The sequence below is a fragment of the Micromonospora sp. NPDC051925 genome (genome assembly GCF_044548625.1).
GTDB lineage: Bacteria > Actinomycetota > Actinomycetes > Mycobacteriales > Micromonosporaceae > Micromonospora.
Genome location: NZ_JBIUCH010000020.1, coordinates 99694 through 126142, shown reverse-complemented (window position 1 = coordinate 126142; position 26449 = coordinate 99694). Strand labels below are relative to the sequence as shown.

Here is a 26449-nt window from a genome sequence, read left to right as displayed (position 1 = left end):
GCGCCGATCGGTGACGCAAACCTCTTGGTCAACACGGCCGGCGGCGGGGTGGGGGTGGGGTGGGGTGGGGGTGGGGTGGGTCAGCAGGTGGTGTTGCTGGCGGGGACCCAGCCGTCCAGGGACGGGTCCTCGGCGCCGTGGCCGTAGATCCAGGCGTCGTCGTTCTCGGACCAGCCCTGGCCGTGCCAGCGGAATCCGCGCCCGGCGGTCAGGGTGCGGAGCACCTGGGCGTGCGGTGCGGTGCGGAGCCAGGTGTTCTGGGTCAGGTTGCAGAGGTAGCCGGGCGCGTCGCTCGCCGAGGCCGGCGTGGCTGCCACGGCCGTGCCCGGGAGGACGACGATCGCGATCGTCAGTGCGTGCAGAAGTCGGCGTTTCACTCGGATTCCCCTCGACGTGTCAGTGTCAACTGTCGACTGTGGACACCGTACCCGTCGGGGACGACGAAATCCTGCGGGGCGGCGAGAGCCTGCGGGGACGCGAAAGCCTGCGGGGACGCGAGAGCCTGCCGACTGAATCGCTAACGACATCAGCTCCAAAGGACGCACAACGAACCACCCGCACCCGGGCCGAACCACCCGCCCGCACCAGCGCCGCGCGGCGCGCGCCCGTGCCGCGAGTGCCCCTGCCACGGGTACGCCAAGGGTCGCCGCCGCCCGCGCCGAGGAGCCGCGCGCACCAGCACCCACGCCGAGAAGCCCACCCCCGGGTGGCACGGAGAGAGCCGAGAACGGACCGGTCAGTCGACCGTGGGCAGCCTCGGGCCGAGGACGTCGTCGGCGTCGACGATGGTGTACGCGTAGCCCTGCTCGGCGAGGAACCGCTGGCGGTGTGCGGCGTACTCGGTGTCGATGGTGTCCCGGGAGACCACCGTGTAGAAGTGCGCCTGCCGGCCGTCGGCCTTCGGGCGGAGCACCCGGCCCAGCCGCTGCGCCTCCTCCTGCCGTGAGCCGAACGTCCCCGACACCTGGATCGCCACCGCCGCCTCGGGCAGGTCGATGGAGAAGTTGCCGACCTTCGAGATCACCAGGGTTCGCAGCGTGCCGGCGCGGAACGCGTCGAACAGCCGCTCCCGCTCCTTGTTGGTGGTGGAGCCCTGGATGATCGGCGCGTCCAGGTATTCGCCGAGTTGGTGCAACTGGTCGATGTACGCGCCGATCACCAGCACCTGGTCGTCGGGGTGCCGCTGCACGAGGGCACGAACCACCGGCAGCTTCGTCCGGGCGGTCGCCGCCATCCGGTAGCGCTCCTCGGCCTCCGCCGTCGCGTACGACATCCGCTCCGCGTCGGTCAGGGTGACCCTGACCTCGATGCACTCGGCCGGGGCGATCCAGCCCTGCGACTCGATGTCCTTCCACGGCGCGTCGTACCGCTTGGGGCCGATCAGGCTGAACACGTCACCCTCCCGGCCGTCCTCGCGTACCAACGTGGCGGTGAGGCCCAGCCGGCGGCGGGCCTGGAGGTCCGCGGTGAACCGGAAGATCGGCGCGGGCAGCAGGTGCACCTCGTCGTAGACGACCAGGCCCCAGTCGCGGGCCCCGAACAGGTCCAGGTGGGTGAACGCGCCACCGCGCCGCGAGGTGAGCACCTGGTACGTGGCGATGGTGACCGGACGGATCTCCTTGCGCTCGCCCGAGTACTCGCCGATCTCGTCCTCGGTGAGCGAGGTGCGGGCGATCAGCTCCCGCTTCCACTGCCGGCCGGCGACCGTGTTGGTGACCAGGATCAGCGTGGTCGCCTTCGCCTCGGCCATCGCCGCCGCCCCGACCATGGTCTTGCCCGCCCCGCAGGGCAGCACCACCACGCCCGACCCGCCGGCCCAGAACGCCTCCACCGCCTCCCGCTGGTACGACCGCAGCGTCCACGGCTTGCCGCCGTCCTTGCCGGCCTCGGCCAGCTCGATCGGGTGCGCCTCGCCGTCGACGTACCCGGCCAGGTCCTCCGCCGGCCAGCCCAGCTTGAGCAGCGCCTGCTTGAGTCGACCCCGCTCGGAGGGGTGCACCTGGATCGTGTCGTCGTCGATCCTGTCACCGAGCATGCCGGCGAGTTTCTTGCTCTTGGCGACCTCGATCAGCACCATCCGGTCCAGCCCCCGCAGCACCAGGCCGTACGCCGGGTCGTTGGCGAGCTGGAGCCGGCCGTACCGGTCCATGGTGTCGGCCACGTCCACCAGCAGGGCGTGCGGCACCGGATAGCGGGAGTACTTCAACAACGCGTCGACCACCGCCTCGGCGTCGTGGCCGGCGGCACGGGCGTTCCACAGGCCCAGCGGGGTGAGCCGGTAGGTGTGCACGTGCTCCGGGGAACGCTCCAGCTCGGCGAAGGGCGCGATCGCCATCCGGCAGGACTGCGCATCCGGGTGGTCGATCTCCAGCAGCAGGGTCTTGTCCGACTGCACGATCAGTGGTCCACCGCTCACGCCTGGTCCTCTCCTCGGCCGGAATCCCCGACCGGCGGGCGAATCCGCCGCAGGTCGACCATCCAGTGTTGCACGCGGCGGGACGTTGCCAGAAAATCTTCGCAATGGGTGCAACGTTTCCCAGACGACATGCGTCTACCAGTGGGACGGCCGATCCGGGGAGGCACTACATGCAGGTTCGCCACCGAGCCCGGGTCGTCGCCCTGGCGATGGTCATGCTGGTCGGCGCAGGTGGGTGTGCGCCCGATCCGCAGGCCGATCCGGGTGGCACTGGAGGAGGGCTCGCCCCGGTCGGCAGTGCGGAAAAGGCAACGGGGGCGGGTGCCGCCTCCCTGCCCGACCAGCTGACCCGGTCCACCACGAAGCCCCGACCGAAGGTGAAGTCACAGCCGAAGGCGAAGTCGCAGCCGAAGGCGGAGGCCCGCACCACCAGGGCCCCCAAGCCGTCGAGCGGACGTCGCCAGCCCGCCCCGACGAAGGCCAACCTGACCCGCTGCCAGCAGGGCGAACACCAGCGTGAGGTGGAGACGTACCTGGCCCGGCTGGGCGGGTTCGGCAAGCTCACCGTGGACGGCCGGCAGACCGACGCCGACTGCGCCGCGATCAAGAAGTTCCAGCAGCGGTACGACATCCGCCCCGCCGAGGGCCGCGCCGGCCCGTCGACGTACGACGTGGCGAAGCGGCTGGCCACCACGGACGTCAAGCGCTGCGCCGCCGGCTCCGGCACCACCTTCTGCATCGACCTGACCCGGCAGACCACCTGGGTGATGCGTGACGGCAAGGTGGTCGCCAAGCCCACCGTCACCCGCACCGGGATGGCCGGTTACGCCACCCCCGCCGGCACGTACAGGGTGAACTTCCGCAACCTCAAGGAGTGGTCCAACCCGTACGAGGTGTGGCTGCCCTACTGGCAGCGCTTCAACGGCGGGATCGGCTTCCACGAGACCACCACCTACCTGCACAACGCGGCGATCGGCTCGCACGGCTGCGTCAACCTGCTGCACGCCGACGCGGTGCGCTGGTGGGAACTGGGCAAGGTCGGCTCCCGGGTGGTCCTCGTCGGCCGCCGTCCCGGCACCTGAGCCACCCCGCCGTCCCGGCACCTGAGCCACCCCCGCCGCCGTCCCGGCGACCCGCCCGTCGATGCCCGACCCCCCGCCCGTCTCGGACTGCCCCGTCGGTAGTTGTCCATAGGGGCCGGATCAGGGGTATATCCCCCCTGTCCGTCCTGGCGACCGGGTGCCACCCTGGAAGCCAGGGGCCACGGGGTGGGAGGGCTGGCATGACCGTCGACCACGAGATGATCGCCGAGGACGCGGCGAACGGCGACCGGGTGACACCGACCGACGAGGTCTCCACGGCGACCATGGTCGGATACGCCGTCGCCGGGATCGCCGTCGTCGGCTGGTTTCTCTTCGGCTGGCTGGTGCAGCGGCAGGGCTTCATCGACTCGGTCGGTGAGGCCGCGGGCACCGCGTTCGCCCTGCTCCTCGTCGTCTCCGTCATCGGCACCGTACGCCGCAGCCGCCGGTGAGCGGCACCGGGTGACGCCGCCGGCGGGCGGCGTGACGTCGGTGAGCGGTCAGCCCTCCCGGACGGCTGCGGTGATCCGGTGCAGGGCGAAGGTGTGCAGCATCTCGGTCCGCTCGTCCTCGGCGCGCAGGTAGCCGGCGCCGATCGACACCGGCCGGAGCAACCGGGACAGCGTCGCCCCGTGCGCGTCGACATAGCCGACCCAGACCAGCGCCTTGTCCCGGACCGCCTGCTGGAGCACCGCCAGGGCCTCGGCGTGACCGTGCGCGGGTAGCGGGCCGGCAGCCGCTCGGGCCGCGCCGCCGCGTACCAACGCCGGTGCCCGCTGGGCCGCCCGTGCCGCCGCGTCACCCCGCCGGATCTGCTCCACCACGCCCTGCAGCCGGGGCAGCGCCAACCGGGGCGTGGCCAGTGGGTCCAGGGTGCGGGCGCTCAGCGGCGTCCGGGCCGGAGCCCGCCGGGTCCGGGGCCGGCTCAACACCATCGTGCCGGTGGCGTCCTCCGGCACCGGTGCGTAACCGGCGTCACGCAACGCGGTCAGCATCCGCCCCACCTGGTACGAGGTGCAGAGCACCGTCGGGGCCAGCCGGCGGAACGCCAGCGGCGTCAACCGCCGGTCGGCCAGCACCTCCGCGAGCAGCGCCTCGTCGTCGCTGCGCACGTACCCGCCGGCGGAGCCGACCCGCAGCCCGCCGTGCTGACGCGCCACGTCGTCCACCAGGTAGGTCAACCCCTGCGGAACGGGGGTACGGGACCGGCGGCGGAACAGCTCGTGCAGGTCGTCGGCGGTGTACCCGGTGTCCAGGGCCCGCCGGACGCTGGCCGTGGTGACCCGGTGCACGCTGGCCCCACCCGCCGACTCCGGCTCGGCCACCGCCTCCAACTCGGCGGCCAGGGTCGGATCGGGCGGGCCGGGCACCACCACGCTCAGGTCGGCCTGCACCAGGAAATGGTCGACCGGGGCGGGGAGCAGGGCGTCCAGCGCCCGCACCGTGTTCGACGGGTCGCCGCTCTCGGTGTCGGCGCGCAACCCCAGTGGGTCGCCCCCGCCCCGCTCGTCGGCGTCCGTCACCTCGGCGAGCAGCAGCCGCCCGTACGAGGTGAGTGCGCCGAGACCGGTCACCCCGAGCCGGGCCGCCTCGGCCAGCACCTCCCGGTGCGCGGTCTCCCGCCCCCGACTGCGCCGGGGCGCCCGCCAGTCGAGCAGCGCCAGCACCTCCTCGGCGGTGGGGGCGGTGGCCGGTTCCAGACCGGCCAGCACTTCGAGAACCGCCCGGCGGGCGGCCGGCGCACCGGCCCGTTCCGCCTCGGCGGAGAGCACACTGATCGGCCGGTCCCGGTCGTCCCGCTGCCCGACCAGGCCGGCCTGCCGGCTCATCGTCAACCAGGCGCGGGCCAGCTGCTCCCAGCGATGGGCCAGCGACACCGCCCGCCACACCTCGTACGCCCCGGTGGGCAGCACCTGCTGGTCGGCGCCGTACCGGGTGGTGGTGGTCCCGGGCAGGTCCAGTTCGCCGAGCAGACCGGCCGCGTACGCCACCTCGACCAGCAGCGCGGTCGTCGGCTCGTCCAGGCCCACCGCGCGGGCCAGGCGGCGCAGGTCGCGGACCCCGATCCCGCCGGAACGCAGCACCGGCGCGGGCTCGGCGGCCAGCGCCTCCAGCAGCGCCTCGGTGTGCCGTACCACCTCCATGGTCTGCCCGACCCCGGCGGAGTCGGCGGCCTTCGGTTCCCGGGGCGGCGAGTCGACCGGCGGGGGGCTGGTCCGCAGCGGTCCGAGCGGGCCACTGTCGCGGCGCAGCAGCAACCCCACCTCGCGGGGCAGCTCGACGGTCCCGGCGGAGACCGCCACCAGCAGCCGGGCCTCGACCAGCCAGCGCACCGGCGACCCGGTCGGCGCTCCGCCGTTGGTCGGGTCGGGAGGCAGGTCGCCCTCCGCGCCGAGCGCCGGAGCCTGCAGCGAGCCGGGGGGCACGCTGCCGACCGGTGGGCCGGAGGCGAGCCGGTCCAGGATCGCCCGTGCCGAGGGGGGTGCGGCGAGCAGCGTCCGGCGCAGTTTCGCGGCGTCCGCGCAGAGCGCCGCCGTCCGCAGGTCCAGCTCGTCCGCGGGCCGACCCAGACCTGCCGGGTACGGGGCCAGCTCGTCCACGCTGCCGGCGACGCGGAGCGCCTGCTCCGGGCCGTACAGCAGGAACCGGGCGCGGAGCCGGTCGACCGCGCCCCGGACGGTGGTCGGGGCGGGTGGGTGCGGCCCGGCGGTGGCCATGGCGAGTACCGCGTCGGTGGAGGTGGTGCCGTCCGTGGGGTGCCGGGTGAGCCGGGCGGCGTCGAGGATCTGGAGGGTGAACTGGTCCAGCCCGTCGAGCGCGCGGGCGACCGACACCCGCGACTCGACCCGCAGGGCGAGCGCGGATACGTCGGCCGGCACCGGTACGACGAGGTCGGGCCGCAACTGGAGCAGCGCGGCGAGCGCCTCGTCGGGCAGCGCACGCAGGTGGTCGGCGAGTGAGGTGGTCATCGTCGTTCCACGCTAGCCCGCTACCGGGCGATCGCGCCCCCCGGACGTCCGGCTCGGGTCGACCTGTCCGGGTACCTTCGCAGGATGTCCACGCTGATGGTCGGTTTCGATCTCGACATGACCCTGATCGACTCCCGCCCCGGCATCGCCGCCGCCTACCGGGCGCTCACCGCCCGGACGGGCGTGCCGGTCGATGCCGAGCTGGCGGTCTCCCGGCTCGGCCCGCCGCTGCGTACCGAGATCGCCCACTGGTTTCCGGCGGCGCGGATCGAGGAGGCGGTGACGATCTACCGGGAGCTGTATCCGGCGTACGCGATCACCCCGACGGTGCCGATGCCCGGTGCCCGGGAGGCGGTGGACGCGGTGCACGCGCACGGTGGCCGGGTGATGGTGGTCACCTCGAAGATCGGTCGGCTGGCCCGGTTGCACCTGGACCACCTCGGGCTGGCGGTCGACGAGTTGGCCGGGGACCTGTTCGCCGAGGAGAAGGCGACGTCGCTACGGGAGCACGGTGCCGCGCTCTACGTCGGTGACCACGTGGCGGACATGGTGGCGGCCGGGGCGGCCGGCATCCCCGGCATGGGGGTGGCCACCGGCCCCTGCACGGCGGACGAGCTGCGGGTCGCCGGTGCGCGGCTGGTGCTCGACGACCTCACCGGATTCCCGGAGGCGCTCGACCAGATCATCGGGCTAGCCTTGGAGCAGTAGACGTATCGAGTGAAGCAGGGGTTCCAAGGTGCCGACGGGGCGAGTGAAGTGGTTTGACGCGGCCAAGGGATACGGTTTTGTCACCAGCGACGAGGGTGGCGACGTGTTCCTGCCGAAGGGCGCGCTGCCGGCAGGTGTCACCGACCTCAAGGGCGGGCAGCGGGTCGACTTCAGCGTGGTGGACAGCCGGCGGGGTACCCAGGCGATGGGGGTCAAGCTGCTGGACGCGCCGCCGTCCATGGCGGAGCTGCGTCGACGGCCGGCCGAGGAGCTGCACGGTCTGGTCGAAGACATGATCAAGGTGCTGGAGGCGAAGGTCCAGCCGGACCTGCGCCGGGGTCGCTTCCCCGACAAGAAGACCGCGCAGAAGATCGCTCAGCTGGTCCACGCCGTGGCGCGCGAGCTGGAGGTCTGAGGCACCAGCCCGGCGTCGGCGGCCCGGCCCAGCAGCGCCTCCACGGCGGCGAACCCCGCGTCCCCCAGGTCTGCGGTGAACTCGTTGACGTAGAGGCCGATGTGCCGGTCCACCACGTCGGGCTCCATTTCCTGCGCGTGCGAGAGGACGTACGCCCGGCTGGCCGAGGGATCGGCCCACGCCTGGCGTACCGACTCCCGGATCCAGCCGGTGGCCGCCGCCGGGTCGACCACGCCCCGGCGGGCCAGGATCGCGCCGAGCGGGATGGGTAGGCCGGTGTCGGCCTCCCACCACTCGCCCAGGTCCACCAGCGCGGTCAGCCCGTGCCGGTGGTAGGTGAACCGGGCCTCGTGGATCACCAGACCGGCGTCGTAGCGGCCCGCCGCGACGCCGGGCATGATCTCGTGGAACGGCACCACCTCGATCCGGGCCGGCGGTCGTCCCGCCGACCAGAGCCGGAAGAGCAGGTACGCGGTGGTCCGATCGCCCGGCACCGCCACCGTGGCCCCGCTCAGGTCGACCCGGTCCGGTCGACCGGCCCCGGCGGTTTCGGCGGTCCCGATGGTCCCGGCGGTGCTTCGGGTGAGCACGAGGGGGCCGCAGCCCCGGCCGAGCGCGCCACCGCAGGGCAGCAGGTGGTAGTCGTCGAGCAACCACGGAAGCGCGGCGTAGCTGACCTTCACCAGGTCGTAGGCGCCCCGTTGGGCGGCGGTGTTGGTGACGTCGACGTCGGCGAAGGTCACCTCGACCGGCGGAGCGCCCGGCACCCGGCCGTGCACCAGCGCGTCGAAGACGAAGGTGTCGTTGGGGCAGGGCGAGATCGCCAGGGAGAGCGCCACGCCCCCACGGTATCCCCGCCATCCGGTATCCGCTTCGCCGTACCCACCCCGATGTGACGCCGCCCGCCGGCTGGGCCGAGGTTAGTGATATGCCTGTGCTCCCTTTCGAGCTGATGACGTCAACGAGTCAGCGCGGGGAGGAACGGTGCCGCGGTCGGTCGGGGCGTTTCGCGGCGACTACTTCTGCCATCATCGCGAGAGGAGCAGGTGCCACGGCGCCATCGTCGGATGGAGGGCGTGGCGGGTGGCGAGAGTGAACGCAGGAGCAGCTGATGATCACCGATGACACGCTCGCCCGCATCAACGAGGGTGTGCAGTTGCATCATCGTCAAGGCCAGCCTCAGGCTGCTCGCGTCCTGTTCGCCCAGGTCTGGGACGAGATCGGCGGGGAGTGGGGCGACCCCTTGCATGTCTGCGTCCTCGCCCATTCGATGGCCGACGTGCAGGACGACGTCCAGCAGGAGTTGGTCTGGGACCAGCGAGCGCTGGCCGCGGCCGACCTGCTCACCGATGACCGGGTCGCGCAGGCTGGGGTGCCGATGTCGGTGGCCGCCCTGTATCCGTCGTTGCACCTCAACCTGGGTGAGTGTTACCGCAGGCTCGGCGACCTCGCCCAAGCCCGCGAGTGCCTCCGACGCGCGCAGGCGGGAATCGGCGCGCTCGGCGACGACGAGTACGGAAAGCTGATCAAGGGTGGCCTGGATCGGCTGGCACAGCAGCTGACCTCCGAGTAGGCCCGCTACCGAAGAGACACCCGGCAGCCGGCGGCGTCGCCGGATGCAGCGAAGCAGATCGAATGCTGCCCTGCCACGACCACGGGCATCGGACCGTCAGGACATCGGCGGTCCGGTGCCCCCGCCACGATCACCTTGTCTCTGAACCGTCAGCGCGTCAATGGACCGGAGTACGGGCAGCCCGAGGGATTCGTCGATCGGCCGGTGAGGACGAATGCGTGGATCGGCTCGCTGGCGGATGAGCGGATCGGCTCGCTCGCAGGTGGGCGGATGAGCGGTGGGTGGGCGGGTGGTTTGGTGGGTGTGGTGGAGGGTGGATGGGCGGATCCGGTTGGTGGGCGGAAGCTCGGTGAATCGTTGACGTCATCAGCTCGAAAGGGTGCGACCGCAGTATCTTGTCCCCAGCTCCAGCGGTTGTCCACAGGGTTGTCCACAGGCCGGAGTGGGGCTGTTGAAACCGTGGCGTCGCCCCGGGAGCATGGGCTACGTGAAGACGAAGGACGTCCCGCCGGCCGATCTGGGCCGGACGGTCCGGGCGCTGCGCCGAGGGGCCGACCTGAGCCAGCGGGACCTGGCCCTGCGGTCCGGGGTACCCCAGGCGACCATCGCCCGGATCGAGTCCGGGAGGGCTGTCGACCCACGGTTCCGTACGGTCGAGCGACTGGTGCGGGCAGCCGGCGGAACCCTGACGGTCTCGCTGCCCGCCGCGCCACCTGCTGCGCCGAACACTGCGCCAGCTGCTGAGCCGACCACGACTGTGACAACTGGGGCATCGGCCGCACTGACCGCTGCTCAGACCACTGCTGCTCAGACCGTTGCCGCACTGACCGCTGCTGCTCAGACCACTGCTGGGCTGAACGCTGGGGCGTCGACTGACGGGGTGACCTGTTCACTGCCGCCGGTGCCGCACGACGACCTGCGGGACACCGCCGGACGGCGCTATCCGGCCCACCTGGACGCCTGGCCGGTGCGGGAGCCGAAGGACTGGCCGGGCGCCTGGTGGGCGGAGTGGTACAACCTGCCACCCTCGCGGTGGCCACTGCGGCTGCCGCCGGCGACGTACGAGCGGAATCGGGGTTATCGGGACCGGCGTCGGGCGGCGGAGCGGGTTCGTCGGGACGCCACGATCCGTTGGGTGGTTGGTGACGGGCGGCCCGCGACGGCCTGGCGGTTCGTGGCCGAACTACCCGACGGCACCCTGCTCGGGGAGTTGCGTGCCCACGAGTGGGATCCGTGCCTGGTCTACGGCGAGGACTGGCCATGGCCCCGTGAACTGGTGCTCGACGGGGTGCTGGTCGCGGCCGAGCATCGTCGGATCGGCATCGGTGGCCGATTGGTGGCTGCCATGCTGCAGCGGATGGAGCAGGTGCGCGTCGGCCTGGTCCGTACGGTGGTCGAGGACCACTTCGGTACCCGCTTCCTCAGCGCCTGCGGCTTTCGGGTGGCTGCCAGCCGGCCCCTTGCGATGTCCCTGGAACGTCCGATCGGCGTAGCGCCCGAGCCGCCTCGGATCGCCTGACGCCCGGGTGCCCCTCGCCGTAACGCCGAGGGCTCCCTGAGTAGGGCCAACGTCGGGCAGGCCAGCGTCGGCCAGTCTCAGTCCGGCCAGTGCCGGGCCGTCTTGGTCAGGCCAGCGCCTGGGCCGCCTGGGTCAGGGCGGCGAACGCCTCGCGCATCCGCCAGCCGTCCCGGTCCCGTGGGCCGATGGGGTTCGAGATGGTACGCAGCTCGGCGAAGGGGATACCGGCCTGCGCGGAGGCGATCGCCACCGCGTACCCCTCCATGGCCTCGGCCACCGCGTCGGGGTGCCGGTCGGCCAGGGTCGCGGTGCTCTCGGTCGTGCCGGTGACCGTGCTGACCGTCAGCACCGCCCCGACGACCGCCTCCGGGAGGGCGGCGCGTAGCGCGCCCAGCAGCGCCGGGTCGGCCTCGACGGTGGGGCCGCCACCGAGCAGTTCCGCAGGCATGCCCAGTTCGTCGACGGGGATGAAGCCCTCCGGTGACTCGGCTCCCAGGTCCGCGGCGACGCTGCGGGAGGCGAGCACCGTACCGCCGACCGGCGCCCGACCGGCGAAGCCGCCGGCGATCCCCGCGCTGACCACCGCGCGGTACGGGCGGCCGGCGGCCTCGGCCAGGGCCAGCAGCCGGGCCGTGGTGGCACCGGCCACGGCCGGGCCCACGCCGATCGCCCGGACCGTCACCGTCGGATCGATCAGCCCGGCCCGGACGGCCTCCGCCTCGGCCGGTACGGCGGTCAGCACCAGCAGACCCGTCACGACACCGGCCCCGGTGACTGCCGTCGCTGGTCGTCCTCGGCACCGCTGCCCGGTACCGCCGAGGACGGCCGGTAGATGTGGTAGCCGTGCGGTGCCAGCCCGTCGCCGTGGTGGTGCGGGCCCCCGGCCCCGCTCGGTGCCGGTGAGGTCGGTGCGGCCCGAGCCGCGGCCTCGGCCGCCGCATCGTCCGGATGGTCGGCGGTGGCGTCGGTGTCGGAAGCGGCGTCGGCCGGGTGGTCGGCGGTGGCGTCGCCCCGATCGCCGGCGGTGGGGTCGGCCGGGTGGTCGGCTGCGGCGTCGGCCCGATCCTGGTCGGCCAGTTCCTCGTCGGTGAGGGGCCTGCCCAGCAGTCGCTGGGCGCGGAGCCGGTTGGCGACGACGACACCCCGGGCAGCGGCGAGGACACCCACCCCGGCGGCGACCGCGATGCCGATCCGGCCCTCGAACGGTACGAGACCGAGCCCACCACCGGCGACGAAGGCGAGCATCAGGACGGTCTCCGAGTGGGCGAAGGAACTGGCCCGCAGCCGTTCCGGAATCCGCTCCTGGATCGAGGCGTCGACGGCGAGCTTGGCGATTCCGCTGGACAGGGCTGCGACCAGGCAGAGCAGTGCCACCATCGGCAGCGAGAACTTCAGCACGGCCAGGATTCCCACCCCGGCCACGATGATCATCGTGTTGGACTGGATCGCCGCCGGCCGGTGAATGCGCAGCCGGGTGCCCATCGCGGTGGCCAGGAAGCCGCCGATCGCCAGCGCCCCGCCGATCAGGCCCAGCGCCGCCTGGTCGTTGAGCTGCCGGCCGAAGAGGTCGTTGGTCAGGTCCCCCTTCTTGAGCGCGAAGGCCAGGAAGAGCAGGAGGAAGCCGTAGAGCGCGCGGAGCCCCGCCGCGCCGATCAGGGTGGCGATCACCAGCCGGCCCGCCGGTCGCCCGCGCCCCAACGGTCGGTCGCCACCTCGGCGCAGCGCCCGCAACGGGCGGGGTACCCGCTCGGGTGGGTCGGAGTCCGCCCTGGGCGGCAGCCGCAGCGCGATCACCATGCCGACCAGGAAGATGACCGATGCGACCCGGAGCGGCCACTGCGGCCCGAACCAGAACGCCGCCAGCCCCAGCGGAGCCACCAACGCCCCGGCCACCGTGCCGTAGACGCTGGCCCGCGCCCCCACCTGGGACAGCCCGAGGCCCTCCGGAAGCAGTCGGGGCACGGCGGCGGAGCGGGCCACCCCGTACGCCCGGGAGAGCGCCAGCACCCCGAACGCGGCCGGATAGAGCCCCAGGCTGCCGATGTAGTCGGAGATCAGCCAGGCCAGGAAGGCGCGGCCGAGCATGGTGGTGGCCAGCGCGTACCGGCGGCCGTGCCGGAAGTGGTCGAGCAGCGGGCCGACCACGGGCGCCAGCATCGCGAACGGCACCATCGTGACCAGTAGGTAGAGCGCCACCTTGCTGCGTGCCTCGCCGAGCGGGACGTCGAAGAAGATGGTCCCGGCCAGGCCGATGGCGATCAACGTGTCGCCGGCGCAGGAGACGGCGTGCAGGTCGAAGAGGCGGACCATGCCGGCCTCGCCGCCGGCACCCTTCGCGCGGGCCGACCCGGCCCGCCGGGTCATCCAGCGCCCGCCGTTGACCGAGCCGCGCAGCAACAGGCGGATGGCCCGGATGCCGGTGCCGACGGTCCGTCCCAGCACGGACCGCCCGGAGCGGGAGAACAGCGGCATGTGCACCATCCTTGCCCATCTGCTCCAGGTGCGCCGCACCACGGGGGAAGACTCACTCGGGGAGTGCCTGTCGGCGCGCGTCGTGCATGGGGAACAATGGTTGGGTGACCAGGCCCGCTCCCGCCCGTGCCGCCCGCCTCGACCAGGTCTGCGCCGCCGCCGTCGAGGTGGCCCGCGACGCGATCACCGAGGTGGAACCCTCCGATGTCGGCGACCACCTGCGGGCCGTCGCCGAGGGTGACCGGGTCGTCACCCACTACTTCGAATGCCTGCTCGGTGGTTACCAGGGGTGGCGCTGGGCGGTCACCGTCACCCGGGTTCCGCGCAGCCGGCAGGTCACCGTCTGTGAGACGGTGCTGCTGCCCGGCTCCGACGCGCTGCTCGCCCCCGGCTGGCTGCCCTGGCAGGAACGCCTCAAGCCGGGTGATCTCGGCCCCGGTGACCTGCTCCTCACCCCGTCGGACGACGACCGGCTCGCCCCCGGCTACCTGCTGTCCGACGACCCGGCGGTCGAGGAGACCTCCTGGGAGCTGGGCCTCGGCCGTCCCCGGGTGCTGTCCCGCGAGGGTCGGGCCGAGGCGGCCCAGCGCTGGTACGACGGTGACCACGGCCCGTCCGCGCCGATCTCCGCCGCCGCGCCCGCCTCGGCCCGCTGCGGCACCTGTGGCTTCTACCTGCCGCTGGCCGGCGCGCTCCGGCAGGCATTCGGGGCCTGCGGCAACTTCTACGCCCCGGACGACGGCCGGGTGGTCAGCGCCGACCACGGCTGTGGTGCGCACTCGGAGGCTCTCGTGGAGACCGCCGAGCCGGCGATCGACGAGCTTCCCACGGTGTACGACGACAGCGCGGTCGAGTCGATGACGGTGAGCCGGTCGCCCGGTGCGGTGGAGGCGTCCGAGCCGGTGGAGCCGTACGGCCACTCCTGACCCACGGTCCGGCCCGCCGGGTGGCGGTCAGCCCTGACGGGCGGACTGCCGACGGCGACGGCGGTGGGCGTCGTGCCGCATCATCACGGCCAGACCGGGAAAGCCCCACAGGAACCCGGCCAGGCAGGTCCAGAGCCAGTCCTGGTGACCGTGTTCGGTGAGCCAGTCACGGAAGAAGACCAGCAGCAGCAGGCCGGCCACCGCCCAGGCGATCAGCCCGGCCACCGCGAGCGGGACCATCGGCGGGTCGAGTGGCTCGGGTCGGGGTGGTTGCTCCTGCGGCACGGGCAGAAGCGTACCGCGATCCCCTTTTCCTGCCCGCCGCTGATCTGGGACGATGCGCGCGACAACGGAAGATCACCTGCGAGGACCTGATGGCCATTGCGCCGCCGGACAACGGCATACCCTCCGATCCCGCCCACCCGCGGAACGGTTTCGACCGGTTCTTCGAGATCTCCGCCCGTGGCTCGACGATGAGCCGCGAGGTGCGGGGTGGCCTGGCGACCTTCTTCACGATGGCGTACATCGTGGTGCTGAACCCGCTGATCCTGGGCGGCGCGGCCGACGGCGACGGCAAGAAGCTCTCGATTCCGGCCCTGGCCGCCGCGACCGCGCTGGTGGCCGGCCTGATGACGATCCTGATGGGGGTCGTCGGCCGGTTCCCGATGGCGCTGGCCGCCGGTCTGGGCGTGAACGCGCTCGTCGCGTTCGAGATCGCCCCGGAGATGACCTGGGCGGACGCGATGGGACTGGTGGTGATCGAGGGTGTGATCATCGCGATCCTCGTGCTCACCGGCCTGCGTACGGCGGTGTTCCGTTCGGTCCCGACGCAGCTGAAGACCGCGATCGGGGTCGGCATCGGCCTGTTCCTGACCATCATCGGGCTGGTCGACGCCGGCTTCGTCCGACGGGTGCCGGACGCGGCGAACAGCACCGTGCCGGTGGGGCTCGGCATCAACGGCAAGATCGTCAGCTGGCCGATGCTGGTCTTCGTGGTCGGTCTGCTGGTGACGCTGGTGCTGGTGGTGCGCCGGGTCCGTGGCGCGATCCTGATCGGCATCCTGGCCTCGACCGTGCTGGCGATCATCGTGGAGGCGGTCGCCAAGGTGGGACCGTCGTTCGTCGACGGCAAGCCCAACCCCGAGGGCTGGGCGTTGAACGTCCCGAAGCTGCCCGATCGGCTCGTGGACACTCCTGACCTGTCGCTGCTGGGCAACTTCAACGTGCTCGGCTCGTGGAGCCGCGCCGGTTGGCTGATCCCGCTGATGTTCGTCTTCACCCTGCTGATCACGGACTTCTTCGACACCATGGGCACGATGGTGGCGATCGGCCAGGAGGGCAGCATGCTCGACGAGCAGGGCACCCCACCCCGGACGAGGGAGATCCTGCTGGTCGACTCGATCGCCGCGGCGGCGGGTGGCGCGGCGAGCGTCTCCAGCAACACGTCGTACATCGAGAGTGCCTCGGGGGTCGCGGAGGGGGCCCGGACCGGGGTGGCCAACCTGGTCACCGGCGTCCTGTTCCTGCTGGCGATGTTCCTGTCACCGCTGTCCACGGTGATCCCGTTCGAGGCGGCCTCGACGGCGCTGGTGGTGGTCGGGTTCCTGATGATGACCGCGGTGCGGACCATCGACTGGACCGACTACGAGATCGCCATCCCGGGGTTCCTCACCATCACCCTGATGCCGTTCACCTACTCGATCTCCAACGGCATCGGCGCGGGCATCATCAGCTACGTGCTGCTCAAGCTGGCCAAGGGGAAGGCGCGGGAGATCCACCCGCTGCTCTACGCGGTGGCGGTGCTGTTCGTGCTGTACTTCCTGCGCGGGCCGATCGAGGCCGCGGTGCTGTAGCTCCACCCGTCGGCCTCCGGGCCGGGGCCCGCGCGGACCCCGGCCCGGAGCAGCGGAAAACCCTCGTGAGCATGGTCATATCGCATGTCGTTAGCCAGGCTCATTAGTTAGGCTAACTACTGTGACGGAGCGGACGGTGATGGCGAACCGCATGCCACCGGCGCAGCTGGCACCCCAGCTGCGTGATGCGATCACCCGACTCAACCGGCGGGTCCGGCAGGCCCGCCCGGTCGGCGACCTGACGGTCACCCAGCTCTCCGCGCTCACCAGCCTCAAGCTGGCGGGTGCGCTGACGCCCCGGGAACTGGCCGATGTCGAACGGGTCCAGCCACCGACGATGACCAAGATCGTCGCGAAGCTGGAGGAGCGCGGCCTGGTGCAGCGCACCCCCCACCCGACCGACGGCCGGCAGGTCATCCTGGCGGCCACCGAGGGGGGCCGGGCCGTGCTCGACCAGTTCGAGCGGGTCCGGGACCAGTGGCTGGCCAGCCGGCTGGCCGCGCTCTCGGAGGACGACCGCGACACGCTACGGCGGGCCGCCGAGATCCTCCAGCAGCTCGCCCGCGCCTGACCGCCCCACCGGGTCCGCGCCGTCCGCCGTGGATGACGCGTACCGACCCGAGGAGGCGCACCAAGAGTGCAGGCGAAGCTGAGCACGATGTTCCAGTCCCTGCGAGTCCGCAACTACCGACTCTTCGCCACCGGACAGCTGATCAAACTGATCGGCGTCTGGATGATGTTCATCGCCCAGGACTGGCTCGTCCTTGAGCTTTCGGACAACTCCGCCACCGCGCTGGGCATCGTCACCGCGCTCCAGTTCACCCCGGTGCTGCTGCTCACCCTGCTCTCCGGCCGGCTCGCCGACCGGTACGACAAGCGGATGCTGCTCTTCGTCGCCAACGCCGGCTGGACGGTGCTGGCGCTGGGGATGAGCGTGCTGGTGCTCACCGGCCTGGTCGAGCTCTGGCACGTCTTCGCGTTCGCCGCGCTGCTCGGTACCGCCAACGCGGTGGAGACCCCGGTCCGGCAGGCGTTCGTCAGCGAACTGGTCGGCACCACCCTGCTGCCCAACGCGCTCTCCCTCAACGCGGCGGTGTTCAACTCCGCCCGGATCATCGGCCCGGCCGTCGCCGGCCTGGCCATCGCCGCCTTCGACGTCGGCCCGGTCTTCCTGTTCACCGCCGTCAGCTCCATCGCGCCCCTGGCCAACGTGGTCCGGATGCGCTCGGCCGAGCTGTACCGCAAGGACCTCCTACCGATCGGGGAACGGGACTCGGCGAGGATCGTCGACGGGCTGCGCTACGTGTGGCGTCGTCCCGACCTGCTGCTGCCGATGGTGGTCATGTCGGTCATCGGGATGTCGCTGTTCAACTTCCAACTCACCCTCGCCGCGCTCGCCAAGACGGTCTTCCACACCGGGGCCGCCTCCTTCGGCCTGTTCAGCACCGCGTTGGCGGTCGGCGCGTTGGTCGGGGCGCTGGCCGGCACCGGGCGGCGCAGCCGCCCCTCGGTCTGGCTGGTGCTCGGCGCGGCGGTCGGCTGTGCCGCCTTCGGCACCCTGGTCGGCTTCGCCTCGGCGTACTGGCTGGTGGTGACCCTGCTCCTGCCGACCGGCTTCTTCATGGTCTTCTTCGCCCAGGCGGCCAACCAGCGGGTCCAGCTCGGCGTCGACGCCGCGTTCCGGGGCCGGGTGATGTCCCTGTGGGTGCTGGTGTTCCTCGGCACCAACCCGGTCGGCGCGCCGCTCATCGGCTGGGTCGCCGAGACCTACGGCGCCGGCGCGAGCATCTGGATGGGTGGACTCATCTCGCTGGCCACCGCCCTGCTCGCGCTCACCTGGCAGCTGCGCCGGTCCGGTGCCCGACTGCGCTTCCGGGTCCTGCCGATGCCCCGCTTCTACGTGGTCTCCCGCGCCCGGTTGCTGACCCCGAGTGGACGATGATCATTTACTCACGGTGAGTGAGGTGGCACGGATCGCATCCGAATGGCAACAAAGCGGTGGCGCGCGACCCCTGCCGGGCCTTAGCGTCGAGGTGTGGCAGGCGGGAGCGCGCTGGCGCTGATTCTGGCTTTCCTCGCCGTGGCGTGCCTGCCGTTGGCGTTCGCCCTGCTCTGCTGCCTCGACGAGATAGTCGACCGGGTGGCCTGCGGCTGGTCCGAGTGGCGGGAACGCCACCGGGAACGCCGGACCATCGCCCGCCTAGACCGGGCCATCGAGGCCGACGCGCTCACCCGGGACGTCGACCTGACCGAGCTGGACCGGCCCGACCGCCGGCCCCTCGAACTCCTCGCCGCCGAGCTGCGTCGGCTGGGCCGCCACCGACTGGCCGCCAGCGGTCGCTCGGTGGTCTGGCACAGCTCGGTCATCGAGGCGTACGACGACCGGCTCCGCGCCGCGTGCCGGGCGTTGGGAATCCCCGAGCACCTGGCCGAGCTGACCGGGGTCGACCGGGAGATCGAACGGGTCCGGGTCGAAGGGTTGCTGGCCGGGGCGGGACTCGGGCTGCCCGCCACCCGCGCCGATCGCCGCCCACGCGACCGGCGGGCGTGAAACTCTTCGTCGCGGTCTACCCGCCGCCGTCCGCCGTCGTGGACCTCACCGCCCGGGTGGCCCGGTTGCGGGTCGGGGCGGCCACCGCCGCCGGCCTCGACGTACGCCTGGCCGAGCCGGCGCACCTGCACGTCACGCTGGCTTTCCTCGGCGAGGTCGAGGTGGGCCGGCTGGCCGAGGTGGAGGCGGCCCTCGGATCGGCCGCCGAGACCGCCCGCGCCGGCTGGACGCACCCACCCCGGCTGCGGCTGGGCGGCGGGGGCTGCTTCGGGCAGGACCGGTCCACCGTGCTGTGGGTGGACGTGCACGGGGAGGTGACGGCGCTGCGGACGCTGGCCCGGCTGATCCGCTCCGAGCTACGTCGGGCCGGCCTGCCGTACGACGGGAAGCCGTTCCGCCCACATCTGACGGTGGCCCGCCCCGGCGACCGGCTCGACCCGTCCGACGTGGACGCCGACCGGCTCGCCCTCGACGACCACACCGGCCCGCACTGGCCGGTCACCGACCTGGTGCTGGTCCACAGCCGCCCCGGTCCCCGCCACACCCCCCTCGCCACCTGGCCACTCTGACCCACCCCGACGGTGTGCGCGGTGACGGCGTCGGCGGCTCGGATGCCGCTACCTCGCCCGGACCGGGTGGGTCACCAGAGGGGTGCCGCGGCAGCCGGGCGGGCCAGGTGGGCGGCGGCAGGCCACGCGCCCGGCGCGTTCGCCGGCAGGGTCACCAGGCCCAGGCCTCCGGGCCGGGTCCGCCGTTGCCGACCGGCGGGAACAACTCGTCGAGCCGTTGCTCCGTCGCCCCGTCGATCCGCACGGCGAGCGCGCCCAGGGTGTTGTCGAGCTGTTCGAGGGTGCGTGGGCCGATGATCGGGGCGGTCACCCCGGGCCGGGAGAGCAACCAGGCCAACGCCACGTCCGCCGGGTCGTGACCCAGCTCCGCACAGAACTTCTCGTACGCCTCGATGGTCGGCCGGTGCTCGGCGAGCCCCTCGGCGGCGCGACCGCCGGTGCCCCGCGCGGCACCGCCCTCGGCCATCTTGCGCAGCAACCCGGAGAGCAGCCCGCCGTGCAGCGGCGACCACGGGATGATCCCCAGGCCGTAGTGCTGCGCGGCCGGGATCACCTCCAGCTCGACATGCCGGGTGAGCAGGTTGTAGATGGACTGCTCGGCGACCAGCCCGAGGAAGTTGCGCCTCCCGGCGGCGGCCTGCGCCTGCGCGATGTGCCAACCGGCGAAGTTGGACGACCCGACGTAGATCACCTTGCCCTGGGCGACCAGGGTCTCCATCGCCTGCCAGATCTCCTCCCACGGGGTGGTCCGGGAGACGTGGTGCATCTGGTACAGGTCGATCACGTCGGTCTGCAGCCGGCGCAGCGAATCCTCACAGGCCCGGACGATGTGCCGGGCACTCAGCCCCTGGTCGTTGGGCCATTCGCCCATCTTGCCGTAGACCTTGGTGGCCAGCACGACCCTGTCCCGCCGACCCTCGCCCTGGGCGAACCAGCGACCGATGATCTGCTCGGTGATCCCCTCACCGGTCTGCCAGCCGTACACGTTGGCGGTGTCGAAGAAGTTGATGCCGTGTTCGAGCGCCCGGTCCATGACCGCGAAGCTGTCTGGCTCGGAGGTCTGCATTCCGAAGTTCATCGTGCCGAGGCAGAGCCGGCTCACCGACAGACCGGTGCGTCCCAGATTCGTGTACTCCATGGCACCACCCTGGCATGTGCGGCCCTGGCGTGCCGCACCATGTCAGGGTGGCCCATCGATCAGGATGACTCGCGGGCTGCCGGGCCGCTGCCGAAGAGGACGTCGTCCCAGCTGGGCAGGCGCTTGCGCGGCTTGCCCGAGGCGTCCGTCGACTCGCCGCCCGCAGCCGCCGCCGCACCCGTGCGTCGCGGCCGGAGCACGGCCAGCGAGGGTACGGCCGGGACCTCCTTCGGCGCGTCCGAGTCGTCGTCGAAGGCGGAGCCCTGACCACCGCCGAGCAGTGCGGCGGCCCCACCGCCGACGGCCCGCTGACGGGGTGCGTCGGAGCCGGCCAACGCGGCCGGGGAACGCGGGTCGAGACCCCGCCCCGAGGTGCCGCCGAGTGGACGGTCCAGCGACGCGAGCAGGGCGTCCCGCCCGGCCCGGATCGGATCCCGGCCCGGACGGGCCTGCTCGCTGGCGGCCGGCAGGCCGTGCCCGCCCCGGCTCGGCTCGCCGCGCGACGGGCCGGGCAGCGCGTGGCCGCCCCGTTCCGGCGCCGGCTCCTGGCCGAGGATCGGCGTGGGACGCTCGGCGCACAGGTACTGCGCCATGTCGTCGTGCGGGGTGACGTTCTGCCGGAGCTTGTCGAGATCCCAGACGGCCTGCGCGGTGGCCTTGCCGGACGGCCAGGTGGCGATGATCCGCCAGGTGCCGTCGTCGCGCCGGAAAGCGTCCCAGGAGATCTTCTCGGTGTCGATGCCGTGCTGGGCCAGCCGGCCGTTGACCACCTCGGACAGCGGGGTGGCCTTCTCGGCGCCCTTGAGCCGGGTACGCCGGGCGTGCTGGGCGAGCATGGCCCGCTCCTGGAGCACCGGGCCGGCGTAGCGCAGCACCCGGTCGACCGGGACACCGGCGATCCGGGCGACGTCCTCGGCGGACTCGCCGGAGCGGATCCGGGCCTGGATGTCCCGGGGCGACAGCGACGGGGTCGGGTCGGCCCCGGTGGGGACCACGGCGAGCGGCGGCGCACCGGGCTCCGCGTGCAGCACGGTCGCGATGCGTTCGTCGATGGGGAGGGCGAGCAGGCGCCCGACCTCGTCGGCGAGCACCAGCGCCTGGCCGTCCTCGGAGAGGGCGACGAAGCGTACTGGGCGCATGGCGTAGCCTCCGTCCCGCTTCGCTGGCCGTCACGCCACGAGCCGGCCACCCGGGCGTCCTCGCACCACCGTACGCTCATCTGCCAACAGGTGGGGGATGCGAATCCCGCATGTCGTGACTGAGCTGCGGCGATGATCACGGTGGGTGGTGGCAGCGGCCGCTGCCACCACCCACCGTGACGGCTGTGACTAGAGCCGCTCGACCACGTAGTCGATGGCGGCGGTGAGCGCCTCCACGTCGGCCGGCTCCACCGCCGGGAAGAGCGCGACCCGCAGCTGGTTGCGGCCGAGCTTGCGGTACGGCTCGGTGTCGACGATCCCGTTGGCCCGCAGCACCTTGGCGATCGCGGCGGCGTCCACCCCGTCGGCGAAGTCGATGGTGGCCACCACGTTGGAGCGCAGCGCCGGGTCGGTGACGAACGGGGTGGCGAACCCGGCCCGCTCGGCCCAGCCGTAGACGATCCCGGCGCTCTCGGCGGTGCGCTTGGCCGCCCAGCTCAGGCCGCCCTGCGAGTTCATCCAGTCGGTCTGCTCGGCGGCCAGGAAGATGGTCGCCAGCGCCGGGGTGTTGTACGTCTGCTCCAGCCGCGAGTTGTCGATCGCGGTGACCAGGTCGAGGAAGGCCGGGATGTACCGGCCGGAGCCCTTGATCTCGGTGGCCCGCTCCAGCGCGGCCGGCGACATCAGGGCCAGCCAGAGGCCGCCGTCGGAGCCGAAGCACTTCTGCGGGGCGAAGTAGTAGACGTCGGTCTCGCCGACGTTGACGTCCAGGCCGCCCGCGCCGGAGGTGGCGTCGACCAGCAGCAGCGAGCCCGGGTCGGCGTCGGCGACCCGGCTGATCGGCACCGCGACACCGGTGGAGGTCTCGTTGTGCGGGGTGGCGTAGACGTCCACCCCGGCCTCGGCCTGAAGGCTCGGGGCGCTGCCCGGCGCGGACTTGCGGACCGTCGGCTCGCCGAGGAACGGCGCGTCGGAGACCGACTTGGCGAACTTCGCGCCGAACTCGCCGAAGCTGGCGAACTGGGCCCGGTCGCGGACCAGACCGAAGGTGGCGACCTCCCAGAAGGCGGTGGTGCCACCGTTGCCGATGATCACCTCGTAGCCCTCCGGGAGGGAGAAGAACTCGGCGATGCCCCGGCGCAACCGGGCGACCTCGGCGCGGACGGTCTTCTGCCGGTGCGAGGTGCCCAGGTAGCTGGTCGCCACGTCGGCAAGGGCGGAGACCGCCGCCGGACGGACCTTGGACGGCCCGCAGCCGAACCGCCCGTCGGCGGGCTTGATGTCGTCGGGAATCCGGATGGTCGGTGCGTCAGCCACGGTTTTCTCGATCCTTCCGCATGGGCGAGGGCGGGCCCTTCGACGGGCACGGACCTGTGGTGGACGCGTGCGCGGGTGCACGGCGTGGCCGGGTCCGGGCCCGGTCCGGCGTCACTGCCGGCCTTCATCCTCGCACCCGTAGCGGGCCGGATGCCGGCTGGTCCCAGGCCCGAGCCTGAGGCGTCGGCCACACCGGCCCCCCGCAATGGTGCGGCCCGGACGTGGCCGGACGATGGGGACACCGACGTCCGCGGTGCCGCCGCGCGACCCCGGGCGGGCGCGCCGGTGGCCCCCCTGGGCACGTGCGGGGCCTCGACCGCGACCCGGGCGGGCGGGCCGGTCGACCCCCGGGCACGCGCGAGGGGCGCCGACCGGTCGGTCGACGCCCCTGGACGCGGCGCGGGGTCAGACGCCGTGCGGGATGGCGTCCCAGCCCTCGACCTGCTGCGGCTTGCGGGTGCCCGGCCCGATGTAGCGGGCGGACGGCCGGACCAGTCGCTGGAGCTTCTTCTGCTCCAGGATGTGCGCGGACCAGCCGCCCATCCGGGCGCAGGTGAACATCGAGGTGAACATGTGTGCCGGCACCTCGGCGAAGTCCAGCACCACGGCCGACCAGAACTCGACGTTGGTGGCGAGGACGCGGTCCGGGCGGCGGGCCTGGAGTTCGGCCAGCGCGGCCTTTTCCAGCGCCTCGGCGACCTCGAAGCGCGGTGCGCCCAGCTCCCGGGCGGTGCGCCGGAGCACCCGGGCGCGCGGGTCCTCGGCCCGGTAGACGCGGTGGCCGAAGCCCATCAGCCGCTCGCCGCGGTCGAGGACGCCCTTGACGTACCCCTCGGCGTCGCCGCTGCGCTCGACCGCCTCCAGCATGGTGAGCACCCGGGACGGCGCGCCGCCGTGCAGCGGGCCGGAGAGCGCGCCGATGCCGGAGGAGATGCAGGCCGCGGCGTCGGCGCCGGTGGAGGCGACGATCCGGGCGGTGAAGGTGGAGGCGTTCAGGCCGTGCTCGGCAGCCGAGATGAAGTACGCGTCGACGGCCTTGACGTGCCGGGGGTCGGGCTCGCCCCGCCAGCGCTTCATGAAGCGCTCGACGATCGTCTCGGCCTTGTCGATCTCCTTCTGCGGCACGGCCGGCAGGCCCAGGCCACGGGCGGACTGGGCGACGAAGGAGAGCGCGGTGACCGAGACCCGGGCCAGGTCGGCGCGGGCCTGCTCGTCGGAGATGTCCAGCAGTTGGCTGAGCCCCCAGTACGGGGCGAGCATGGCGACCGCGGACTGCACGTCGACGCGGATGTCGCCGGAGTGCACCGGCACCGGGAACGGCTCGGCGGGCGGCAGGCCGGGGCCGAAGCGCCCGTCGACCAGCAGCGCCCAGACGTTGCCGAAGGAGACCTGACCGATCAGATCCTCGATGTCCACGCCCCGGTAGCGCAGCGCGCCACCCTCGCGGTCCGGCTCGGCGATCTCTGTCTCAAAGGCCACGACGCCTTCGAGGCCCGGTTTGAAGTCGGCCATGTCGTCTCCTGGCTTCTGGCTCGGTGCGCCCCGCCGCGGGCTCGGTCCGGCCCGGTACCTTAGGCGACCCTCAGGGATGTGTTCGTGCCATCTTGCCTGGTGAGTAACCAAGTGCGCGACCCGGTGCGACTGTGCTGCACGCGACATCCCCGCCGCTGGACGCCGGGGCGCTCTCCGTGAGACTGATCAGTGGGCCGACCAGCGTCGCCAGGACGTGGGATGCCCGGCGAGAGGGAGAAAGACGTGACGGGCGACACACCCGCCCTGGCGGCCATGCGTAGTGAGTACGCCGCCGACCTGGGCCTTTCCGAGACGGACCTGGCCGCCGACTGGGCCACCCAGTTCGGCCGCTGGCTCGCCGACGCGCTCGCGGCCGGGCTGCCCGAGCCGAATGCCATGGTCCTCGGCACCGCCGACGCCGCCGGCCGGCCCAGCGGCCGGACCGTGCTGCTCAAGGAGTACGACCGGGAGGGCTTCGTCTTCTACACCAACCACGGGTCGCGCAAGGCCGCCGAGCTGGCCGTCAACCCGTGGGCCAGCCTGGTGTTCCCCTGGTTCGTGATGCAGCGGCAGGTGGTGGTGACCGGCCGGGTCGAGCACGTCGACCGGGCCGAGACCGAGGCGTACTTCGCCGGTCGGCCGCGCGGCTCCCAGCTCGGTGCCTGGGCGAGCACCCAGTCCGAGGTGGTGCCGGACCGGGCCGCCCTGGACGAGGCGTACCGGGCGGTGGCGGAGCGCTTTCCGGCCGGGACGCCGGTACCGGCGCCGCCGCACTGGGGCGGGTTCCGGGTCCGGCCGGAGTCGGTGGAGTTCTGGCAGGGGCGGGCCGGCCGGCTGCACGACCGGCTGCGGTTCCGCCGGGCCGAGGGGGGCGACTGGGTCGTCGAGCGGTTGGCCCCGTGACCGACGTCAGAGCGGCCCGGTCGGGTAGCGCCCGCCGCTGGGCCATCGACCTGCGTCCGCTGCGGGTTCCCGCGTTCCGCCGGATGTGGATCGGCAACACGGTGGCGATGTTCGGGTTCCAGTTCACCGCGGTCGCCGTGCCGGTGGAGATGTACGCGCTGACCCGGGACTCCTTCTGGGTCGGTCTGCTCGGTGTCGCCGGCTTCCTGCCCCTGCTGGTGTTCGGGCTCTGGGGCGGGGCGGTCGCCGACGCCCGGGATCGGCGGCGGGTGCTGCTGGTCGGCTCGGCGCTGCTCTGGGTCTCGATGCTCGGCCTGCTCGGCCACGCGCTGTCCGGGATCGGCAGCCCGGTGCTGCTGCTGGCGCTGGTGACCGTGCACTCGATCGCGTTCGCCATCAGCTCACCGGCCCGGTCCGCGATCCTGCCCCGGCTGCTCCCGCCGGAGCTGGTCCCGGCGGGCAGCACGCTGAACTACACCACCTTCACCGCCGCGTCGGTGGTCGGCCCGCTGGCCGCCGGCCTGATCTTCGCGGCCTTCGGCACCGACTCCGGGCTGCCGATCGCGTACGCGGCCGACGCGCTGCTGTTCACCGCGCTGGTGGTGGCGACGCTGCGGCTACCCGCGATGCCGCCGGCCCCACCCCGCGAGGGCGAGGTGCGGCGGGGCGGCCTGGCCGGCATCCTCGACGGCTTCCGCTACCTCGCCACCACGCCGGTGCTGCTCTCCTCGTTCGCCATCGACCTGATCGCGATGATCCTGGCCATGCCCCGGGCGCTCTTTCCCGAGGTGGCGCAGGAGCGGTTCGGCGGCGGGGCGGCGGTGGGGTGGCTCTACAGCGCCATCGCCATCGGCGCGATGCTGGGCGGCCTGACCTCCGGCTGGATCGGCCGGCTGCGCCGGCAGGGGCTCACCCTGGTGGTGGCGGTGGTCGGCTGGGGGCTGGCCATCGCGGCGGCCGGGCTGGCCCGTCAGCTCTGGCTGGTGGTGCTGCTGCTCGCGGTGGCGGGCGCGGCGGACCTGGTCAGCGCGGTGCTGCGGCAGTCGATGCTGCTGATCTACGCGCCGGACCGGATGCGCGGCCGGCTCCAGGGGGTGAACACGGTGGTGGTCGCCGGTGGACCGCGCCTGGGCGACCTGCGGGCCGGGGCGATGGCCGCCGGGTTCGGCACGGGCGTCGCCTGGGTCGGCGGCGGCCTGCTCGCGGCCGGGCTGGCGGTGCTGCTGGTGGTGAGCTTCCCGGCCCTGCTGCGCTACCGGGCGTCGGCGGCGGCGGAGAACGACCGCGCCTGACCGCCCGCTCGGGCCGCCGGGCGGGGGCCGGTCCGGGTGGGCGACCGCCGGGGTGTGCCCCACCGCCGGGGCGGCCGGTCGGTGGCCGCGCGGAC

25 protein-coding genes and 1 pseudogene are annotated in these 26449 nt (G+C 72.8%); 15 read left to right on the top strand and 11 right to left on the bottom strand.

All coding sequences use genetic code 11. The features are described from left to right. Window positions 1–80: 80 nt before the first annotated feature. Together ACIG87_RS25255 and ACIG87_RS25250 are read right to left on the bottom strand one after the other, a co-directional pair. Complete coding sequence (locus ACIG87_RS25255; protein ID WP_396853733.1) at window positions 81–377, bottom strand: hypothetical protein; 297 nt, start codon at window positions 375–377, stop codon at window positions 81–83. A gap of 359 nt (window positions 378–736) precedes the next feature. After that, window positions 737–2416: a DNA repair helicase XPB gene (locus tag ACIG87_RS25250; RefSeq protein WP_396853731.1), complete on the bottom strand. Its 1680-nt coding sequence runs from the start codon at window positions 2414–2416 to the stop codon at window positions 737–739. Window positions 2417–2586: 170 nt separating this feature from the next. On the opposite strand from ACIG87_RS25250, the gene ACIG87_RS25245 reads away from it, so the two are divergent. Continuing rightward, on the top strand, window positions 2587–3498 hold the full coding sequence (locus ACIG87_RS25245; RefSeq protein WP_396853730.1) for a L,D-transpeptidase family protein: 912 nt from the start codon (window positions 2587–2589) through the stop codon (window positions 3496–3498). Window positions 3499–3698: 200 nt separating this feature from the next. Continuing rightward, window positions 3699–3950 (top strand): hypothetical protein, encoded by a 252-nt coding sequence (locus tag ACIG87_RS25240; protein WP_396853729.1) that lies wholly within the window; start codon window positions 3699–3701, stop codon window positions 3948–3950. Window positions 3951–3998: 48 nt separating this feature from the next. On the opposite strand, the gene ACIG87_RS25235 is transcribed toward ACIG87_RS25240, so the two are convergent. Next, window positions 3999–6467, bottom strand: coding sequence for a helicase-associated domain-containing protein (locus tag ACIG87_RS25235; RefSeq protein ID WP_396853728.1), 2469 nt, complete (start codon window positions 6465–6467; stop codon window positions 3999–4001). A gap of 84 nt (window positions 6468–6551) precedes the next feature. Here ACIG87_RS25235 and ACIG87_RS25230 point away from each other — a divergent pair, with 84 nt between their 5' ends. Both ACIG87_RS25230 and ACIG87_RS25225 read left to right on the top strand, forming a co-directional pair. Next, complete coding sequence (locus ACIG87_RS25230) at window positions 6552–7175, top strand: HAD family hydrolase (RefSeq protein ID WP_396853726.1); 624 nt, start codon at window positions 6552–6554, stop codon at window positions 7173–7175. Window positions 7176–7203: 28 nt separating this feature from the next. After that, window positions 7204–7590, top strand: coding sequence for a cold-shock protein (locus ACIG87_RS25225; protein WP_396853724.1), 387 nt, complete (start codon window positions 7204–7206; stop codon window positions 7588–7590). Here the strand turns inward: ACIG87_RS25225 and ACIG87_RS25220 are convergent. Further along, window positions 7551–8429 carry a 1,4-dihydroxy-6-naphthoate synthase gene (locus ACIG87_RS25220; RefSeq protein ID WP_396853722.1) on the bottom strand — a complete coding sequence of 293 codons (879 nt, stop codon included), beginning with the start codon at window positions 8427–8429 and terminating at the stop codon, window positions 7551–7553. The two genes, ACIG87_RS25225 and ACIG87_RS25220, sit on opposite strands and share 40 nt — an antisense overlap. Window positions 8430–8701: 272 nt before the next feature. Here ACIG87_RS25220 and ACIG87_RS25215 point away from each other — a divergent pair, with 272 nt between their 5' ends. The 3 genes and pseudogenes from ACIG87_RS25215 to ACIG87_RS25205 all read left to right on the top strand — a co-directional run bounded on the left by ACIG87_RS25215 (window position 8702) and on the right by ACIG87_RS25205 (window position 10682). Continuing rightward, entirely contained in the window at window positions 8702–9163 is a 462-nt protein-coding gene (locus ACIG87_RS25215) for a tetratricopeptide repeat protein (protein WP_396853720.1), read from the top strand. Between the two features lie 478 nt (window positions 9164–9641). Beyond that, a pseudogene (locus ACIG87_RS25210) lies at window positions 9642–9839 on the top strand (helix-turn-helix transcriptional regulator); the annotation flags it as partial. Window positions 9840–10043: 204 nt separating this feature from the next. Continuing rightward, window positions 10044–10682 (top strand): GNAT family N-acetyltransferase, encoded by a 639-nt coding sequence (locus tag ACIG87_RS25205; RefSeq protein WP_396853797.1) that lies wholly within the window; start codon window positions 10044–10046, stop codon window positions 10680–10682. Window positions 10683–10788: 106 nt separating this feature from the next. Here the strand turns inward: ACIG87_RS25205 and ACIG87_RS25200 are convergent, their stop codons facing one another. Next, the gene (locus ACIG87_RS25200; protein WP_396853718.1) at window positions 10789–11439 is read right to left on the bottom strand and encodes a futalosine hydrolase; all 651 of its coding nucleotides are present in this window, start codon (window positions 11437–11439) and stop codon (window positions 10789–10791) included. Then, on the bottom strand, window positions 11436–13154 hold the full coding sequence (locus ACIG87_RS25195) for an MFS transporter (RefSeq protein ID WP_396853716.1): 1719 nt from the start codon (window positions 13152–13154) through the stop codon (window positions 11436–11438). The genes ACIG87_RS25200 and ACIG87_RS25195 overlap by 4 nt, the downstream gene beginning before the upstream one ends. An 86-nt stretch (window positions 13155–13240) precedes the next feature. On the opposite strand from ACIG87_RS25195, the gene ACIG87_RS25190 reads away from it, so the two are divergent. Beyond that, a complete protein-coding gene (locus ACIG87_RS25190; RefSeq protein WP_396853714.1) occupies window positions 13241–14080 on the top strand; it encodes a DUF3027 domain-containing protein in 840 nt (279 codons plus the stop codon). A 27-nt stretch (window positions 14081–14107) separates the two neighbouring features. On the opposite strand, the gene ACIG87_RS25185 is transcribed toward ACIG87_RS25190, so the two are convergent. Continuing rightward, window positions 14108–14365: a DUF2530 domain-containing protein gene (locus ACIG87_RS25185; protein WP_396853713.1), complete on the bottom strand. Its 258-nt coding sequence runs from the start codon at window positions 14363–14365 to the stop codon at window positions 14108–14110. Between the two features lie 89 nt (window positions 14366–14454). On the opposite strand from ACIG87_RS25185, the gene ACIG87_RS25180 reads away from it, so the two are divergent. The 5 genes from ACIG87_RS25180 to thpR all read left to right on the top strand — a co-directional run bounded on the left by ACIG87_RS25180 (window position 14455) and on the right by thpR (window position 19053). Further along, window positions 14455–15933: an NCS2 family permease gene (locus ACIG87_RS25180; RefSeq protein ID WP_396853712.1), complete on the top strand. Its 1479-nt coding sequence runs from the start codon at window positions 14455–14457 to the stop codon at window positions 15931–15933. A 121-nt stretch (window positions 15934–16054) separates the two neighbouring features. After that, the gene (locus tag ACIG87_RS25175; RefSeq protein ID WP_396853710.1) at window positions 16055–16504 is read left to right on the top strand and encodes a MarR family winged helix-turn-helix transcriptional regulator; all 450 of its coding nucleotides are present in this window, start codon (window positions 16055–16057) and stop codon (window positions 16502–16504) included. A gap of 66 nt (window positions 16505–16570) precedes the next feature. After that, entirely contained in the window at window positions 16571–17875 is a 1305-nt protein-coding gene (locus tag ACIG87_RS25170) for an MFS transporter (protein WP_396853709.1), read from the top strand. 93 nt (window positions 17876–17968) lie between these two features. Next, window positions 17969–18484: a hypothetical protein gene (locus tag ACIG87_RS25165; RefSeq protein WP_396853708.1), complete on the top strand. Its 516-nt coding sequence runs from the start codon at window positions 17969–17971 to the stop codon at window positions 18482–18484. Then, window positions 18481–19053, top strand: a complete 573-nt coding sequence (gene thpR, locus ACIG87_RS25160) for an RNA 2',3'-cyclic phosphodiesterase (protein WP_396853707.1) — start codon at window positions 18481–18483, stop codon at window positions 19051–19053. Before ACIG87_RS25165 ends, thpR begins: the two co-directional genes overlap by 4 nt. A gap of 151 nt (window positions 19054–19204) precedes the next feature. On the opposite strand, the gene ACIG87_RS25155 is transcribed toward thpR, so the two are convergent. The 4 genes from ACIG87_RS25155 to ACIG87_RS25140 form a co-directional block, all read right to left on the bottom strand. After that, window positions 19205–20191: an aldo/keto reductase gene (locus ACIG87_RS25155; RefSeq protein WP_396853706.1), complete on the bottom strand. Its 987-nt coding sequence runs from the start codon at window positions 20189–20191 to the stop codon at window positions 19205–19207. 59 nt (window positions 20192–20250) lie between these two features. Then, entirely contained in the window at window positions 20251–21330 is a 1080-nt protein-coding gene (gene sepH / locus ACIG87_RS25150; protein ID WP_396853704.1) for a septation protein SepH, read from the bottom strand. 189 nt (window positions 21331–21519) lie between these two features. Then, window positions 21520–22647 (bottom strand): phosphoserine transaminase, encoded by a 1128-nt coding sequence (gene serC / locus ACIG87_RS25145; protein WP_396853702.1) that lies wholly within the window; start codon window positions 22645–22647, stop codon window positions 21520–21522. A gap of 405 nt (window positions 22648–23052) precedes the next feature. Next, window positions 23053–24159, bottom strand: coding sequence for a citrate synthase 2 (locus tag ACIG87_RS25140; protein ID WP_396853701.1), 1107 nt, complete (start codon window positions 24157–24159; stop codon window positions 23053–23055). Between the two features lie 219 nt (window positions 24160–24378). Between ACIG87_RS25140 and pdxH the strand changes: the two genes are divergently transcribed. Both pdxH and ACIG87_RS25130 read left to right on the top strand, forming a co-directional pair. Next, window positions 24379–25062, top strand: coding sequence for a pyridoxamine 5'-phosphate oxidase (pdxH, locus tag ACIG87_RS25135; protein WP_396853700.1), 684 nt, complete (start codon window positions 24379–24381; stop codon window positions 25060–25062). Further along, window positions 25059–26354 carry an MFS transporter gene (locus ACIG87_RS25130; protein WP_396853698.1) on the top strand — a complete coding sequence of 432 codons (1296 nt, stop codon included), beginning with the start codon at window positions 25059–25061 and terminating at the stop codon, window positions 26352–26354. The genes pdxH and ACIG87_RS25130 overlap by 4 nt, the downstream gene beginning before the upstream one ends. Window positions 26355–26449 lie beyond the last annotated feature (95 nt).

Excerpts from the sequence above, each read along its gene's own strand:
- ACIG87_RS25245 (WP_396853730.1), top strand. The coding sequence starts at position 2,587 with ATGCAGGTTCGCCACCGAGCCCGGGTCGTCGCCCTGGCGATGGTCATG.
- ACIG87_RS25240 (WP_396853729.1), top strand. The coding sequence starts at position 3,699 with ATGACCGTCGACCACGAGATGATCGCCGAGGACGCGGCGAACGGCGAC.
- ACIG87_RS25235 (WP_396853728.1), bottom strand. The coding sequence starts at position 6,467 with ATGACCACCTCACTCGCCGACCACCTGCGTGCGCTGCCCGACGAGGCG.
- ACIG87_RS25230 (WP_396853726.1), top strand. The coding sequence starts at position 6,552 with ATGTCCACGCTGATGGTCGGTTTCGATCTCGACATGACCCTGATCGAC.
- ACIG87_RS25215 (WP_396853720.1), top strand. The coding sequence starts at position 8,702 with ATGATCACCGATGACACGCTCGCCCGCATCAACGAGGGTGTGCAGTTG.
- ACIG87_RS25195 (WP_396853716.1), bottom strand. The coding sequence starts at position 13,154 with ATGCCGCTGTTCTCCCGCTCCGGGCGGTCCGTGCTGGGACGGACCGTC.
- ACIG87_RS25190 (WP_396853714.1), top strand. The coding sequence starts at position 13,241 with ATGGGGAACAATGGTTGGGTGACCAGGCCCGCTCCCGCCCGTGCCGCC.
- ACIG87_RS25180 (WP_396853712.1), top strand. The coding sequence starts at position 14,455 with ATGGCCATTGCGCCGCCGGACAACGGCATACCCTCCGATCCCGCCCAC.
- ACIG87_RS25155 (WP_396853706.1), bottom strand. The coding sequence starts at position 20,191 with ATGGAGTACACGAATCTGGGACGCACCGGTCTGTCGGTGAGCCGGCTC.
- sepH (WP_396853704.1), bottom strand. The coding sequence starts at position 21,330 with ATGCGCCCAGTACGCTTCGTCGCCCTCTCCGAGGACGGCCAGGCGCTG.
- ACIG87_RS25140 (WP_396853701.1), bottom strand. The coding sequence starts at position 24,159 with ATGGCCGACTTCAAACCGGGCCTCGAAGGCGTCGTGGCCTTTGAGACA.
- pdxH (WP_396853700.1), top strand. The coding sequence starts at position 24,379 with ATGCCCGGCGAGAGGGAGAAAGACGTGACGGGCGACACACCCGCCCTG.